This window comes from Streptomyces sp. SID11385, from assembly GCF_010548245.1.
Lineage (GTDB): Bacteria > Actinomycetota > Actinomycetes > Streptomycetales > Streptomycetaceae > Streptomyces.
The window spans coordinates 1-15,382 of record NZ_JAAGLR010000493.1; the positions used below are offsets into that span (position 1 = coordinate 1).

Sequence of the window (15,382 nt, forward strand, 5' to 3'; positions counted from 1 at the left end):
TGCCGCCGCCGGTCGACGCGGCCCCGCTCTCGCGCACCGAGGGCAGCGCGAGCGCCCCGGGGCGCACCGGCTTCGGCACCGCGCCGCCCTTGGGGGCGTTCGCCGAGCCGCGCACCTGGACGCCGCTGGAGGCGGGCGCGGTACAGCGGGCGCCGGTGTTGAGCGGGGGCGCGGGGCTCGTGTCCGTACCGAGGCGGTAGCGCGTGTCTTCGTAACCGGCCGTGCAGGGAAGGGGCTTGAAGAAGGTGACGGCCATGCCGAGGTTGAGCTTTCCGCCGTCGACGGCGGTCGAGCCGATGGCGACCGCCTGGGGCACCTTGACGAGCAGTTCCTCCGTGCCGCGCTGCCGGGTGACGGCGACCTCGGAGGTCGTCAGCAGGTTGGCGAGGACGACGCCGATCTCCGGATCGAGGTCGCGCAGGACACCGCTGATCTGCTCGGACGCCCCGGGCGCGGCCATGATGAGGCGCCGCAGGTCGGCGTCGGAGCCCTTGAGCGTCGCCGCGAGGTCCTTGGCGCCGCGCGCGAAGGATGTGATCGCCTCCGCTTCCTCCGCCTGAGTGCGCAGGACCACCTTGCCGTCCTCGATGAGCGCGCGCGTCTGGGGGAAGGAGCGGTCGGCAACCCGGACGAACTCGGAGCCGTTGTCGAGCAGCACTTGCAGGTCGTCGCCGCGTCCTTCGAACGCCTTGCCGAACTCGTCGACGACCGTGCGCAGGTCGTCGAGCGGTACGGAGGCGGTCAGCTCGTCCACGGATGAGAGCACGTCGGTGACGGGCCGGGGCACGGACGCGGCGGAGGCCGCGAGACGGGAGCCGTCGCCGAGGTAGGGGCCGCCGTCGCTCTCGGGGCGCAGGTCGATGTACTGCTCGCCGACGGCCGACAGGTCGGCCACCACCGCTTCGGCGTCCTCGGGGATGCGGGGTGCGGACTTCTTGATGCGCAACTGGGCCTCGACGCCGTCGGCGGTGAGCCCGATGTCGCCGACGCGGCCCACCGAGACGCCCCGGTAGGTCACGTTGGCATGGGTGAACAGGCCGCCGGTACGGGGTAGTTCGACCTTGACCGAGTAGTAGTCGGCCGCCCCCACGTACCGCCCGAGGTCCGCGTACCGCACGCCGAGGTAGGCGAGCACGAGGACGGCGATGACGACGAAGGCGATGTTCTTGAACAAGGTGGTGCGGGTGATCACGGGGTGCCTCCGCTCGTGGTGGCGGGCAGGGGCAGGGGGCTGCGGGAGGAGGCGCCGGAGCCCGCGGAGGGGTTCGCGGAGGTCTCGGCGGGAGTTTCGCCGGGGGGCTTCGTGGAGAAGGAGGGCGGGGCGGACGAGGACGGCGAGGCGGACGAGCGCGAGGCGGACGGCGACGAGGATGCGGGCTTGCCCGCCGGCTTCCGCAGCGTGTTCCCCTCCGGCGTCGCCGCGCCCGGCTCCCCCGAGCCCTCCGCCGCCTCCTCCGGTGCGAGCGGCGGGATCAGCGTCGTCCCCTCGGCCGCCGTGATGTGCAGATACGCGTTCAGGTAGTCGCCCTTGACCCCGGTCAGGACCTCGTCCGTGAAGGGGTACGTGAGGAGTACCTGGAGCGAGTCGGGCAGGTCCTCGCCCGCGTCGGCGAGAGAGCGCAGGGTCGGCGCGAGGGCCTTCAGGTCGGCGACCATGTCGGCTTTGCTCCTGTCGATGGTGTCGACCGCGACGTCCTGGAGCCGGTCGAGCGAGCGCAGCATCGTCATGAGCGAACCCCGCTGCTCCTCCAGCGTCTTGAGTCCGGGGGCGAGGTCGTCGAGCACCGCGCCCACGTCCTGGTCGCGGTGGGCGAGGGTCGCCGAGAGCCGGTTGACGGCGTCGAGCGCGGCGGTGATGTCGCCGCGGTGGTCGTCGAGGTCGCTGACGAGCGTGTCGACCCGGCGCAGGGTGGAGCGGACCTCGCTCTCGCGACCGCCGACCGCCTTGTTGAGTTCGGTGGTGATGGACTTCAGCTGGTTGACGCCGCCGCCGTTGAGGAGCAGGGACAGGGCGCCGAAGACTTCCTCGACCTCGGTGGTGCGGCCGGTGCGGGCGAGCGGGATGCGGTCGCCGGAGCGGAGCCGTCCGCCGCCGTCCTCGGGCTCGACGAGCTGGACGTACTTCTCGCCGAGCAAGCTGGACTGTTCGAGGCGGGCCCCGGTGCCGGAGGGCAGTCGCACGTCGCCGTTGACGCGGAGCGTGACGCGGGCCGTCCAGCCGTCGTCGGCGAGCGCGATGTGCGTGACACGGCCGACCGTCACGTCGTTGACCTTGACGTCGGAGCGCGGGACGAGGTTGAGCACGTCCTTCATGTCCGCGGTGAGGGTGTACGGGTGGGCGCCGAGGTCGGCGCCGCCGGGCAGCGGCAGGTCCTCGATGCCGTCGAAGCCGAGGGTGGGGGCGGGGACGATGCCGAGGGTCAGGCACAGGGCGAGCGCGGCGGCGAGCCCCGTACCGCCCCACAGTCCCGCCGCGGTGGACCGCTTCACGGTCACTCACCCCCCACGGCGGGCAGCGGCAGCATCGGGCTGCCCTCGGCCACCTCGTTGAGGTTGGCGCGCCCGGTGAGCGTGCGTGTCCTCGGGTCGTACGCCTTGACGAGGTTCCCGGCCGCGAGCGGCGCGGTGTCGAGTGCCTCGGCGAGCGCGTTCCGCTGGTCGACGAGGGTCTGGGTGAGGGGGACGAGACGGTCCACGTTCTTCTTCAGCTCGCCGCGGTTGTCCTGGACGAAGGTCTTGACCCGGCCGAGCGCGGTGCCGAGTTCCTTGAGCGCCGCCGCGAGGTCGTCGCGGTCGTCGGCGAGGTAGGTGGTGACGCTGTCGAGGTTCTCCTGCGCGGTGCGCACCGAGCTGTCCTGGTCCTTCAGCATCGTGGTGAAGGACTGGAGCTGGCTCAGCGTCGTGAAGAGTTCGTCGCTGCTGCCGTCGAGGGTCTTGGCCGCCTTGCCGAACTGCTCGACGCTCTCGCCGATCGCCGCGCCGTTGCCCTTGAGGTTCTTCGCGCCGGTGTCGAGGAGGTCGGACAGCGCCCCGTCCGCGTTGGCCCCCTCGGGCCCGAGCGCCTTGCTCAGTTCGGTGAGGGAGTCGTAGAGCTGGTCGATCTCGACGGGGGTGCGGTTGCGGGAGAGCGGGAGCTCCGCGCCGTCGCGGAGCCGGGGGCCCTTGGTGTAGGCGGGGGTGAGCTGGATGTACCGGTCCGCGACGACGCTCGGGGCGACGGCGACGGCCCGCGCGTTCGCGGGGACCTTCACGCCGTGGTCGATGTCGAGGACGACCTCGACCCTGGTGCCCTGCGGGCGCACCGCCACGACCCTGCCGACGCGGACCCCGAGGATGCGCAGGTCGGAGCCCTCGTACATGCCGACCGCGCGGTCGAAGTACGCGGTGACGCGCGTCCCGCCGGGGCGCGCGGCGCGGATGCCGTAGACCCCCGCGGCGGTGAGGAGGACGAGGACGAGCCCGCCGACGAGGAAGCGGCGGCGCGTGGACCAGGCGTGCGTCGCCCTGGGGTCCCTGGACCCGGTGTCCCTGGGCGCGGTGTCCCTGGCCCCGGTGTCCGTGGAGTCGCTCATTGCGCACCTCCCTTGTTCTTCGCGTACGCGCCGTTCTTCGGCGGCACGCAGGACGTCGCGGGCCGTGCGGATGCGGGCAGGTAGTCGCGCGGGATGACCCCGCACACGTAGCTGTCGAACCAGCGGCCGTTGCCGAGCGTGTTGCCCATGAGCCGGTAGTAGGGGCCGAGCAGTTCGAGGGTCCGGTCGAGCTTTCCCTGGTTCTTCTCCAGGACGTCGGTGACCCGCCCGAGCGACGTGAGCGTCGGCCGCAGTTGGCGTTCGTTGTCCGCGACGAGCCCGCTCAGCTCCTTGCTGAGCGCCTGGCTGCCGCTGAGCAGGGCCTTCACGGCGGTGCGCCGCTGCTTCAGCTCGCCGAGGAGGGACCCGCCGTCGTCGATGAGCGTCTCGAAGCTGGACTTCTTCGTCTGGAGCGTCTTGGTGAGCTGCTCGCTGCCCTTGAGGAGACGGGCGAGTTCGGCGTCGCGCGAGGAGACCGTCTTCGAGAGCGCGGAGAGTCCGTCGACGGCGGTACGGACCTCGGGCGCGGAGTCCTCGAAGGTCTCGGAAAGGGTCTCGAAGCTCTTCGCGAGCTGCGCGGTGTCGACCTCGTCGATGGTGCTGCCGAGGTCCTGGAGCGCGCTCGTGACGTCGTACGGGGACGTGGTGCGCGAGAGCGGGATGCGGCTGCCCGGGGCCTGGCGCCCGGTGCCGAGCGGGTCGAGGGCGAGGTACTTGGAGCCGAGCAGGGTCTTGATGGCGATGGCGGCGGTGGTGCGGTCGCCGATCCACGTGTCGTCCCCCCGTACCCGGAAGGCGACCTTCACGCGGTCGCCTTCGAGGCCGACGAAGGTGACCTCGCCGACCTTGACGCCCGCGATCCGTACCTCGTCGCCCTCGTCGAGCCCGGCGGCCTCGCTGAAGTCGGCGGTGTACGTCGTCCCGCCGCCCACGAGGGGCAGGCTCGTCGCGTGGAAGGCCGCGTACAGGACGAGGGCCAGCACGGCGAGTCCGACGAGCGCGACGGCGACGGGGTCGCGTTCCTTCACGGGCGTGAAGCGCGGTCGCTTCCCCGGCGTCATGGCTGCGGACTTCACTGGCACCTCGCTTCGGTGACGGGGATGCCGGTGGGCGGCTCCGACCCGTCGGACATGGTGAGCCCGCTGACCTTCGCCTCGCACAGGTAGAGGTTGAACCAGGACCCGTAGGAGGAGAGGCGGGCGAGGGTGGTCAGCTTCGTGGGCGCCTTGTCGAGGAAGCTCTCGATTTGCGGGATGCCGTCGCCGAGCGAGTCGGAGAGGCGGCCGAGCTGGTGGATGTCCTCCTTGAGCGGCTTTCTGGCGTCCTGGAGCAGCCCGGCGGTGACGGTCGTCAGGTCGCCCATGGCCTGGACGGCCTCGCCGAGCGGCTTGCGGTCGGCGTTGAAGCCGGAGACGAGTTCCTTGAGGGTGGTGACGAGGTCGTCGAAGCGGTCCTCGCGGTCGTTGAAGGTGTCGAGCACCTGCGTGAGGTTGCCGACGACCTCGCCGATGACCTCGTCCTTCGCCGCGACCGTCGTGGAGAGCGAGCCGACGTGCTGGATGAGGCTCTCGACGGTGCCGCCCTCGCCCTGGAGGACTTTGACGATCGAGCCGGCCAGCTCGTTCATCTGCGCCGGGTCGAGCCCTTCGAAGAGCGGCCTGAAGCCGTTGAAGAGGAGGGTGAGGTCGAGGGCGGGGGTCGTGCGGCTCAGCGGGATGGTGCCGTCGCCGGGCAGTTCGCCCGTGGCCGCGCCGGTGCCCCGCTCCAGCGCGACATAGCGCTGGCCGACCATGTTGAGGTACTTCACGGAGGCCGTCGTGGTGGCGGGGAGAGCGCGGTCGCGGTCGACGGTGAAGGTGACCTGGGCCGTACGGTGGTCGACCACGCGGACGTCGGTGACCTCCCCGACCTTGACGCCGGAGATCCGCACGCCGTCGCCGTCGATGAGCCCCGTCACGTCCGAGAAGAGCGCCTTGTACGTCGTCGTGTCGTCACCGACGCCCGTGTTCGCGATGGACAGGCCGAGGACGGCGGTCGCGACCCCGGTGACGAGGACGAAGACGAGCGATTTGACGACCGCGCCCGTCGGCGGCTTGCGGTGCGGGAACGTGCTCCTCTCTCTGCTCATTCGACCGTCACCTCCGTGCCCCGGAAGACGGGTCCCGCGAGGAGGCTCGACCAGCCGGGGAGTTCGTCCGCCGAGGTCTTCGCGGCCGGTTCGCCCGCACCGGTCCCCGCGTCCGTCTTGCCCTTCGTGTCCTTGCCGGGCGCGCTGAGGAGTTCGTTGACGAGGTCGTTCTCCTGCGGCGAGTTGACGGGCCCGAGGTCCTCGTCCGCCGAGGCGGTCGCGGTGGCCGCTGGCCTGGTGCCGCTCGCCTCGCCGAGATACGGCGCGGAGTAGCAGCGCGGGCCGCCGGAGGCGGTGTACGCGGGGCTGTCGGCGCCCGCCCGGTACGCGCCCTTGGACGGTACGGTCGTGACCTCCACGTGCACGCCGTGGTGCGCCGTGCCCTTGCCGAGGGCGCGGTCCATGCGCGGGGCGAACTCGGTGAGCGCGCGCAGGGTGCAGGGGAACTCCCCGGAGTACTCGGCGAGGAGCTGGAGGGTGCCGCGCGAGGTGGTCGAGAGGCGGATGATCGTGTCCTTGTTGGCGCGCAGGAAGCCGTCGACGTCCTCGGCGGCGCGGGTGGTGCCCGCGTAGGCGGCGGAGAGGTCGCTCTCCTTCTCGGCGAGCGTGCCGCTCGTGGTGGTGAGGTCGTGGAGGGCGTCGACGATGCCGGGGGCCGCGTCCGCGTAGACGTGGGAGACCTTGACGAGCTGCTTCAGGTCCTCGTTGAGCGCGGGGAGTTCGGGGTTGAACCGCTTCAGGTGGGCGTCGAGTTCGGTGAGGGTCTCGCCGAGCTTGTCGCCGCGCCCGTCGAGCGCCTGGGAGACGGCGGAGAGCGTCGCCGAGAGCTTCTGCGGCTGGACGGCGGTGAGCAGCGGGAGCGTGTGGTCCAGGACCTGCTGGAGTTCGATGGCGTTCGCCGAGCGGTCCTGCGGGATGACGGCGCCGGCGCCGAGGGGCCGGGCGGGTCGCGTGGTGTCCGCGACGAGTGCCACGTACCGCTCGCCGAAGAGGGTGGTGGGGAGCATCTGGGCGCGGACGTCGTGCGGGATGGACTTGAGCGCGCCGGGTTTCATCGCGAGGGTGAGGCGGGCTCCCCGGCGCGAGGCGTCGATGGCGCGGACCTCGCCGACGACGACGCCGCGCAGTTTCACCTCGGCGCCGATGTGCATCTCGTTGCCGACGCTGCCGGTCTCGACGACGACGCGCGGGTCGTCGCTGAAGTCCTTCTGGTAGACGGCGACGGCGAGCCAGATGAGCAGGGCGGCGACGACGAGGAACGCGATGCCGGCGAGGCGCAGGCGCAGGGTCTTCATGTCAGCCCGCCACCTTCACCGTCGTGGTGGCGCCCCAGATCGCGAGCGAGAGGAAGAAGTCGGTGACGGCGATGAGGACGATGGCGTTGCGCACCGAGCGGCCCACGGCGACGCCGACCCCGGCCGGGCCGCCCTGGGCGCGGAAGCCGTAGTAGCAGTGGGCGAGGATCACCATCACGCTGAAGACGAGCACCTTCAGGACGCTGAGCAGCACGTCCTCGGGGACCAGGAAGAGGTTGAAGTAGTGGTCGTAGGTGCCGGAGGACTGGCCGTTGAAGACGACGGTGACGACGCGCGAGGCGACGTAGCTGGAGAGCAGGCCGAGCGCGTAGAGCGGGATGATGGCGACGACGCCCGCGATGATGCGGGTGGTGACGAGGTAGGGCATGGAGCGGATGCCCATGCCTTCGAGCGCGTCGACCTCCTCGTTGATGCGCATCGCGCCGAGTTGCGCGGTGAACCCGGCGCCGACTGTCGCGGAGAGGGCGAGACCGGCGACGAGCGGGGCGACCTCACGGGTGTTGAAGTAGGCGGTGACGAAGCCGGTGAGCGGTGCGGTGCCGATCTGGTCCATGGCGGCGAAGCCCTGGAGTCCGACGACGGTGCCGGTCGCCGCGGTCATGCCGATCATGACGCCGACCGTGCCGCCGATGACGCTGAGGCCGCCGGAGCCGAACACCACCTCGGCGAGCAGGCGCTGCACCTCCTTGGCGTACCGCGTGAGCGTGCGCGGAATCCACAGCAGGGCGCGGAGGTAGAAGAGGAGTTGGTCGCCACCGCGGTCGAGCCAGGCGAGCGGGGATGCCATGCGTTCAGCCTCCCTTCGGCGGAACGATCTGGAGGTAGACCGCCGTCATCGCCATGTTCACGACGAGCAGCAGGATGAAGGTGATGACGACGGACTGGTTGACGGCGTCGCCGACGCCCTTGGGTCCGCCGCGCGGGTTGAGCCCGCGGTAGGCGGCGACGATCCCGGCAATGAGGCCGAAGACGAGTGCCTTGAGTTCGCCGATGTAGAGGTCGGGGAGCTGGGCGAGGGCGGAGAAGCTCTGGAGGTAGGCGCCCGGAGTGCCGTGCTGGAGGCCGATGTTGAGGAAGTAGCCGCCGAGGGTGCCGACGACGGAGACGAGGCCGTTGAGCAGCAGCGCCACGGACATGGTGGCGAGCACGCGGGGCACGATGAGCCGCTGCACGGGCGAGACCCCCATGACCTCCATGGCGTCCAGCTCCTCGCGGATCTTGCGCGAGCCGAGGTCGGCGCAGATCGCCGAGCCGCCCGCGCCGGCGATGAGCAACGAGACGATGAGCGGGCTCGCCTGCTGGATGACGGCGAGGACGCTGGCTCCGCCGGTGAAGGACTGCGCGCCCAACTGCTGAGTGAGACTGCCCACTTGGAGTGCGATGACGGCGCCGAAGGGGATGGAGACGAGCGCGGCGGGCAGGATCGTGACGCTCGCGATGAACCAGAACTGCTCGATGAACTCCCGGAACTGGAACGGCCGCCGGAAGATCGCGCGCAGCACCTCCAGGGTGAGCGCGAAGAGCCTGCCCGTCTGGCGGAGCGGGCCGAGCAGTGGGTTCGGGGGGCGCGGCGGCGCCGGCGGCGGCTCGCGCACGGCCTCCAGGGGGACGGTGGGCGGCTCGGGCGGCGGGGCGGGACGCTCGTCGATGCTCATGCGGCGGCTCCCGGTGCCGTACACGTCCTCACAAGGCGCCCCCGCGGTGCGCTCAGGCGGGCCCTCACGAGACTCCCCCGCGGTGCGCCCAGGTGCCCGGCTCCCAGCCGTACGCGGTGCGGATCGCGGACTGCGCGCGCTCGGGCAGCGTGTGCAGCAGCCCCCGTACGCGCTCCCTGCGCCGGGCCACGGCGGCGCGCTCGCCGAGCCCGGCGCTCGGCTCCAACTGCGGCACGAGCGCCTTCGGTTCGGCGGGCGGGGTGTACGCGGCGGCCTCGGCGGCGAGGGTCGCCGCGTCCTTCTCCTCGGACATCCCGATGGGTCCCGCCTTGCTGGCGGTGAGGAACTGGGCGACGACCGGTTCCCGGCTGGTGAGGAGCACTTCGCGCGGGCCGAAGGCGACCAGCTCGCGGCGGAAGAGCATCCCCATGTTGTCGGGCACGGTCGCGGCGATGTCGAGGTTGTGCGTGACGATGAGCATCGTCGCGTCGATGCGGGTGTTGAGGTCGATGAGCAGTTGGGAGATGAAGGCGGTGCGTACCGGGTCGAGGCCCGAGTCGGGCTCGTCGCACAGGATGATCTCCGGGTCGAGCACGAGGGCCCGGGCGAGGCCCGCGCGTTTGCGCATCCCGCCGCTGATCTCGCCGGGCAGCTTGCCCTCCGCGCCGACCAGGCCGACGAGTTCGATCCGTTCCATGACGATGCGGCGGATCTCCGCCTCCTTCTTGCGGGTGTGCTCGCGCAGCGGGAAGGCGATGTTGTCGAAGAGGTTCATCGAGCCGAACAAGGCGCCGTCCTGGAACATCAGGCCGAACTTCTTGCGGGCCTCCATGACGTCCCGCTCCGGGGAGCGGGCCATGTCGACGCCGTCCACCAGGACACGCCCTCGTTCGGGCTTGAGCAGACCGATCAGCGACTTGAGGAAGACGGTCTTGCCCGTCCCCGAGGGACCGAGCATGACGCTGACCTCCCCCGCCGGCAGCGTCAGGCTGACGTCCTGCCAGATGGTCTGCCGGCCGAAGGACTTCGTCAGCCCCTCGACCCTCACTTCGATTCCCATCGCCTTCTCACCTTCAGCGAGCGGACTCGGCAGCGCACCGTAATGCTCTCCGGGCGTGCCGAACAAGATCCCGGCCCTATTGCTCCGAGCCTTCGCGGAGAACTTGTCATCCGCTGATAAAAGAACACTTCTCCCCTGTCAGCGAATGAGTGGAACGAGCGGCGGGACCCCGTCCCGCCGGGGGCGGGCGAAAGACGGGACCCCGCCGTGGAGAACCGGCCGGGAAGGAGGGCCCGGGTCCGTTTCTCCGAGAACTCCCCACCGGCAGGAGGGTACCGGCGGGGAGAGAAGCAATCCCCCGGAAGTGACGTTACGACCGAGTAACCACGGGGAGCAACAGCCGTTCGGCAAGTATTTCTTTACCGGTTTCCCCGGGGAGGACGGACGGCGGTGGCGGCGAAAGGGGGGCGCGGGTTTGTCGCGGGGTGACAAGCGGCCGGGCCGGAGGGACGAGCCGCACCGCCCGGCGCGGGAGCCGCGTCGCGGGCGACCTCAGCGCGGGCGGTCGCGTCACTTGACCGCCGAGTGCCAGTACTGCGAGAACGTTTTGCCCTGGTTCGGCGCGGTGCTTCCGGGGTCGGTGAGCGTGGCCAGGTACGTGGAGGCGTTGTGGAGCGTCAGCGCGTTCGTGCCCGAGGCCGCCGGGAGGTCGGACTTGAGGTTGACCGCCCAGTTGAAGGCGCCGAGGCCGAGCGGGCCGCAGCCGCTCGCCCCCGGAGCGGCGAAGGTGGTGTCCTCCTGACCGGCTCCGGTCGCCGCGAGCCGCGCCATCTCGCCGGTGTCGGCCGCCGTGCCGTCCGCGGCGAAGGACTCGGCCGCGATGTCGGGGACGCTCTGGTTCTGGGGGTGCAGCACGATGGGCGACGACTTCGTGCCGATGTAGCAGTTGCCGCCGATCAGCGGATTCTCCAGGTGGATGCGGACCGGTATGGAGATGATCGGCTGCTTCTCGCCGAGCCCCGCGAAGAGCGCGAAGTCCCTCGGGGTGCCGACCGGTTCGACGGTGGCGACGATCCGGTTGAGCGTGCTGTTCGTGATCTGTCCGCACACGGCGCTGACGACGGGGACGGAGCTGGGGCACATCAGCCCGAGCAGGCCGCCGGGCAGGTCCGCCGGGTCGGCGACGAGCGCGCCCTCGGCGGGGGCGATGACCGTGTTGGTGCCGTCCGCGTGCGTGATGACTCCGGCCTGGAGGTCCGTCTTCCCGGTGGGGACGACGGAGCTGCCGATCTTGATGACGCCGCTCGCCGAGCTGGAGGAGATACAGGTCGCCTGGTCGTTGATGCCGTCGGCCGCGAGCATCGCGGGGTTGTCGACCGGGCAGCGGCCGAACGGCGCCCAGCGCCCGTTCAGCTGCGATCCCGCGGCCGTCGATGTGCCGATGGACGCGATCGTCGCCAAAGCGGCGGCGGCGCTCAGTACGGTGAGGCGTCGGAGAGTGCTCATTCCGGTTTCCCTTCGGAGTCGGGCAACGCGAGCCCGGACGTTACTCACCGGAAACCTCGTGCGGCAATAAGCCTGCTGACGCATTTTCCATTACCCGCGCGTTTATCAACGGGTGAGCATCGCGGACCTCTGATTGCGCATCCGGTGAGCATTTCGGCCCGGCGCCGCGTAAATCGTCAGCCATCGACAAAAAACCGGGGCCCGTTGCTCGCCCGGGGGCAAGAAATTCGCCGATCAGGGCCCGCGATGGAGATTCTTTCCCTTTTCCATTGCGACTTCCGGTTACCAGCTCGTAACGTCCCCTCTCGAAGGCGACGAACAACGGCGTGTGCAACCGATCGGTTCGTTGACCTGGAGTATGAGCCGCGACAACCCTCATTCGGGCGGTCGCCCCACGTCAGTACTCGAACTCGTACGCCATTCGCTCCCCCGAAGGGACCCACCGTGCGCAGATTCACCCGGAACGCGGCCGTGACGGCCGCCGCGCTCGCCTCGGCGATCGGCCTCTCCGTCGCCTCCGCCTCGGCGACCGCGAGCGCCACCTACACCGTGACCCCCGGCGGTGCCTTCACGGCCAACGCCGCCAACCCGAAGCTCACCTCCGGCGCCGCGACCCTCAACTGCACGTCCTCGCAGGCGAAGGGGACGCTGAAGTCGGGCTCCGGCCTGGCCGGTGCCAAGCTCGGCTCCATCACGAGCCTGACCTTCACCGGGTGCACCGTCTCGGGCATCCCGTTCACCGTCGCGGCCGCCGCGAGCACGTCCGCGCCCTTCTACATCAACGCGACCGGGACGACGGCCAACCACATCGACGGCAACGTCAGCAACATCAGCGCCAAGGTCACCGGCACCGGCTGCAACGTGACCTTCGCGGGCACCACGAACGGCTGGTACGAGAACACCACCAAGACCCTGCACATCACCGGCGGCGGTTCCCTCGCCGCGGGCGCCGGTGCGAGCTGCCTGGGCCTGATCACCGCGGGCGCCCACGCCGACTTCCTGGCCAACTACGTCCTCACGGCCCAGCAGACGATCACCTCGCCGTGACCCGCTGAGCGCGCGCCTGCGCCCGTCACCGGCCCGGGCCGGCGGCGGGCGCAGGCGCATGCGTCGTTTTCGCCACGGCCCCGGCCGCGCCGAACCGCCGGGGAGGACCAGGACAAGGCACGCGGGAAGGAAGACGGATGCCCACCATCACCAGAAGAGGCGCACGCCCGCACACGGCGCGTCTCGCCAGTGCGACCGCGACGGCTCTGCTCGTGGGTCTGCTCTCCGGAACGGGGTCCAGCGCCGCGGACACCGCTCCCGTCGCCACCGGCGCGGACCTGGACTACTCGTGCGGGCTGCCCGACCACAACGGCGTCCCCTCGGCCGACCTGGCGGCCCGGGTCGAGGTGTCGACCCACCTGCCGGGCTCCGCCGTGGCGGGCAAGCCGATCGAGGCGGGCGATGTCGGAGTGGAGGTCTCCGTGCCGCGCGCCGGGACCGCGGATCTCTTCCCGTCCGCCACCGCCGTGGAGAGCACGTCGACCCTGGCGATCGAGGCCGTGCAGGGTCAGGAGCGGGCACAGGCCACCTGGCGGACGACCGCTCCCGGGACGGCGCTCCCGCCGACGGGCGACACCCTGGTCCTGGCCCACACCGGCGAGGTGCCCACCGTCACGGTGAACGCCTCCGGCACGCTCCGCCTGCTCGCCGGTGCCTTGACGCTCACGCTCACCCCCGACGTGGGGGCACCCGTCTCGCTCTCGTGCGCGCCCGCACCGCACGGGGCTCGCGAGGTGGCGCGCCTCTCGGTTCCCGAGAGCGCCGAACCCTCCGCCCCCGCCGGGACGCCGTCCGCGGAGCCGCCGACGAAGAAGGAGGAGGAGGAGAGCGGGACGGGCAACGTCACCGTTGCCCCCCGGAGCGCCGCGGAGCCCCCGCCCGTCCAGGACGACGACTGCGCGCACATGCCCACCGGGAAACTCGACACGAGCGTCGGGGAACCGCCGCCGCCCTACCGCCACACGGTGACCGATCTGGAGGGCATCCCGATGTGCGCCTACGCCGTGGGGCTGAGCACGGTGCGCAAGCAGAACGGCTCGATGATCATCAACGACCTGGCCGGCACACCGGGGCTGATGCACGTGCGCGGCGTCGTGCGCTCCGAGGGCGGCGGCTGGAGCCCCGATCCACTGGACCTGGACGGGTACAGCCAGATCTGGTCCCTGGCCGAACTCGACCTTCCGGACGCCCGCTCCACCTTCCTCAGCTTCGGTTTCGTGCCGGTGAGCGCGGCCGTCTCCTTCGAGACGAGCCAGATCACCATCCTCACCTCGCAGCCCCACACGATCGACCCCACCACGGCCGTCAACTACGTGGCCTTCCGGCAGTCGCTGCGCCTGCACGACGTCAAGGTCAACGGCACGCCGCTCGACGTCGGCCCGTCCTGCCGGACCGAGAAGAGCTTCCGTGTCGTGCTCAACGGCAACATGTTCTCGAAGGAATACCCCTACGTGAACGTCTTCTCGGGCGGTCTGCTCACCGGGAAGGTGGACATCCCCGCCTTCACCGGCTGCGGCACGGGCGGGGAGAACCTCAACGGGCTGTTCACGGCGGCCATCAGCGGTCCCGGCAACGAGATCCGGATGAACCAGGCACCCACCTGCCTGCCCGGCGAGTTCCCCGTCGCCTGCCCACCGGCCCTCCCCGAACTGCCCAGTATCAAGCCGGACTCGTCCTCCTGACCCCCGCACTCCCCACAAGCCGCCACACCTCACCAGCAAATCCCGCACAACTTGTGTACAACAAGCGACAGTTGCTCTACCTTCAGTAGCTCCCACCAGAACTCCCCATCGGTACGCACCTGGCGGTCGCGAGGGCGCGGCGCCACTTCAGGCGCCCTCGCGCCCGGCCCCACCCGGGCGCCCGGACAGCAAGGAGGCTGCCGTGCAACTGCCGACCCGCACCACCGAGGTCGAGGACTCCCCCGGTCCGTTACCGCGGGAGTTCGCACGGATCATGCGTCCCGAGATCCCCGGGCTGATCAAGGAGATCGGGGTCGAGGTGACGCGCGCCTTCCCGGAGTACGCGGGGCTGCTCGACGGCCCCGACGAGGCGGCGATCCGGCAGGGGGTCGAGAAGAGCCTCAACGGCTTCGTCGACCGCGTCGCCGACCCGGGCGCCTCCACCGCGAGCCGGGACGAACTGCTCCGCAAGTTCGGCCGGGTCGAGGCGTACGAGGGCCGCGACCTCAACACCCTTCAGAGCGCCTACCGCCTCGGCGCCCGCGTCGCGCTGCGCCGCGCGAAGTCCCTGGGCCGCCGCTTCGACCTCTCGCCCGAGCTGCTCCTGACCTTCGCCGAGGCGCTCTTCTCCTACATCGGGGAACTCGAAGCGCTGTCCCTGGAGGGGTACATGGAGGCGCGGGCGGGTGCCGGGGGCGAGATGGTGCGAAGACGGCTCCTGCACCTGCTCCTGGCCGGCACCCCGGTCCATCACGCCACCATCAACGACCTGTGCGAGCAGGCGTGCTGGCAGGTGCCGGACGAGGTCACCATGGTCGCGCTGCGCGCTCCGGCACCCGAGCACACACAGGCGGGGCTCGCCGCCGATGTCCTTTGCGACCTCGGCGCGCCCCAGCCCCATCTGCTCGTCCCCGGTCCGCTCACCCCGGAGCGGCACACCATGCTGGAGACGGCGGTGCTCGACGGGCGTCTCGCCATCGGGCTCACCGTGCCCACCGTCCACGCGGCGGACTCGCTGCGCTGGGCCCGACGCGCGCTCCAGCTCGTCGACGAGGGCGTCGTCCCCGACACCCCGTACCTGCGCACCGCCGACCACCTCATGGCCTTGTGGCTGCTCTCCGACCTCCCCCTCGTGCGCGAGGTCGCGCGGCGCGAGCTGTCCCCGCTGGCGAAGGTCTCGGGGACCCGCCGTGCCCGGCTCGTGGAGACGCTGCACGCGTGGCTCACCACGCGGGGCACGGCGGACCAGGTGGGCGACGCGCTCGGCGTGCACGCCCAGACGGTCCGCTACCGGCTGCGCAACCTGGAGGCGCACTTCGGGCACCGCCTGGAGGACCCCGAGCACCGGTTCGCCATGGAGGCCGCGCTGCGCGCGCTGCACCTCCACGACGCCACCGAGCCGGTCGGCGGTACGGCGGCGCACGGCGCGACCCCCGCCCCGGGGCGCGGCGCGCCCGGTACGTGACCCGTTCGACC

Annotated in this window: 13 protein-coding genes; 3 read left to right on the top strand and 10 right to left on the bottom strand. The window is 71.1% G+C overall.

The window, feature by feature from the left end; translation table 11 throughout:
- The 10 genes from G3I42_RS15080 to G3I42_RS15125 all read right to left on the bottom strand — a co-directional run.
- The coding region (locus G3I42_RS15080) for an MlaD family protein (protein WP_164286233.1) at positions 1 to 1,192 on the bottom strand (1,192 nt) is incomplete at its 3' end.
- Entirely contained in the window at positions 1,189 to 2,490 is a 1,302-nt protein-coding gene (locus tag G3I42_RS15085) for an MCE family protein (protein WP_164286235.1), read from the bottom strand. The genes G3I42_RS15080 and G3I42_RS15085, both read right to left, overlap by 4 nt.
- Before the next feature lie 2 nt (positions 2,491 to 2,492).
- Positions 2,493 to 3,572 carry an MCE family protein gene (locus tag G3I42_RS15090; protein ID WP_164286237.1) on the bottom strand — a complete coding sequence of 360 codons (1,080 nt, stop codon included), beginning with the start codon at positions 3,570 to 3,572 and terminating at the stop codon, positions 2,493 to 2,495.
- A complete protein-coding gene (locus G3I42_RS15095; protein WP_164286239.1) occupies positions 3,569 to 4,633 on the bottom strand; it encodes an MCE family protein in 1,065 nt (354 codons plus the stop codon). Before G3I42_RS15095 ends, G3I42_RS15090 begins: the two co-directional genes overlap by 4 nt.
- Before the next feature lie 11 nt (positions 4,634 to 4,644).
- Positions 4,645 to 5,700, bottom strand: a complete 1,056-nt coding sequence (locus tag G3I42_RS15100; RefSeq protein ID WP_164286241.1) for an MCE family protein — start codon at positions 5,698 to 5,700, stop codon at positions 4,645 to 4,647.
- Positions 5,697 to 6,995 carry an MCE family protein gene (locus G3I42_RS15105; protein ID WP_164286243.1) on the bottom strand — a complete coding sequence of 433 codons (1,299 nt, stop codon included), beginning with the start codon at positions 6,993 to 6,995 and terminating at the stop codon, positions 5,697 to 5,699. Before G3I42_RS15105 ends, G3I42_RS15100 begins: the two co-directional genes overlap by 4 nt.
- A 1-nt stretch (position 6,996) precedes the next feature.
- Positions 6,997 to 7,803: an ABC transporter permease gene (locus tag G3I42_RS15110; RefSeq protein ID WP_164286245.1), complete on the bottom strand. Its 807-nt coding sequence runs from the start codon at positions 7,801 to 7,803 to the stop codon at positions 6,997 to 6,999.
- A gap of 4 nt (positions 7,804 to 7,807) precedes the next feature.
- Positions 7,808 to 8,671: an ABC transporter permease gene (locus tag G3I42_RS15115; RefSeq protein ID WP_239096464.1), complete on the bottom strand. Its 864-nt coding sequence runs from the start codon at positions 8,669 to 8,671 to the stop codon at positions 7,808 to 7,810.
- A gap of 64 nt (positions 8,672 to 8,735) precedes the next feature.
- Positions 8,736 to 9,731: an ATP-binding cassette domain-containing protein gene (locus G3I42_RS15120; protein WP_164286247.1), complete on the bottom strand. Its 996-nt coding sequence runs from the start codon at positions 9,729 to 9,731 to the stop codon at positions 8,736 to 8,738.
- A gap of 510 nt (positions 9,732 to 10,241) precedes the next feature.
- Positions 10,242 to 11,177: a hypothetical protein gene (locus G3I42_RS15125; RefSeq protein WP_164286249.1), complete on the bottom strand. Its 936-nt coding sequence runs from the start codon at positions 11,175 to 11,177 to the stop codon at positions 10,242 to 10,244.
- A gap of 444 nt (positions 11,178 to 11,621) precedes the next feature.
- On the opposite strand from G3I42_RS15125, the gene G3I42_RS15130 reads away from it, so the two are divergent.
- The 3 genes from G3I42_RS15130 (at position 11,622) to G3I42_RS15140 (ending at position 15,371) form a co-directional block, all read left to right on the top strand.
- The gene (locus G3I42_RS15130; RefSeq protein ID WP_164286251.1) at positions 11,622 to 12,224 is read left to right on the top strand and encodes a hypothetical protein; all 603 of its coding nucleotides are present in this window, start codon (positions 11,622 to 11,624) and stop codon (positions 12,222 to 12,224) included.
- A 137-nt stretch (positions 12,225 to 12,361) separates the two neighbouring features.
- The gene (locus tag G3I42_RS15135; RefSeq protein ID WP_164286253.1) at positions 12,362 to 13,906 is read left to right on the top strand and encodes a DUF6801 domain-containing protein; all 1,545 of its coding nucleotides are present in this window, start codon (positions 12,362 to 12,364) and stop codon (positions 13,904 to 13,906) included.
- 202 nt (positions 13,907 to 14,108) lie between these two features.
- The gene (locus G3I42_RS15140; RefSeq protein ID WP_164286255.1) at positions 14,109 to 15,371 is read left to right on the top strand and encodes a PucR family transcriptional regulator; all 1,263 of its coding nucleotides are present in this window, start codon (positions 14,109 to 14,111) and stop codon (positions 15,369 to 15,371) included.
- Positions 15,372 to 15,382 lie beyond the last annotated feature (11 nt).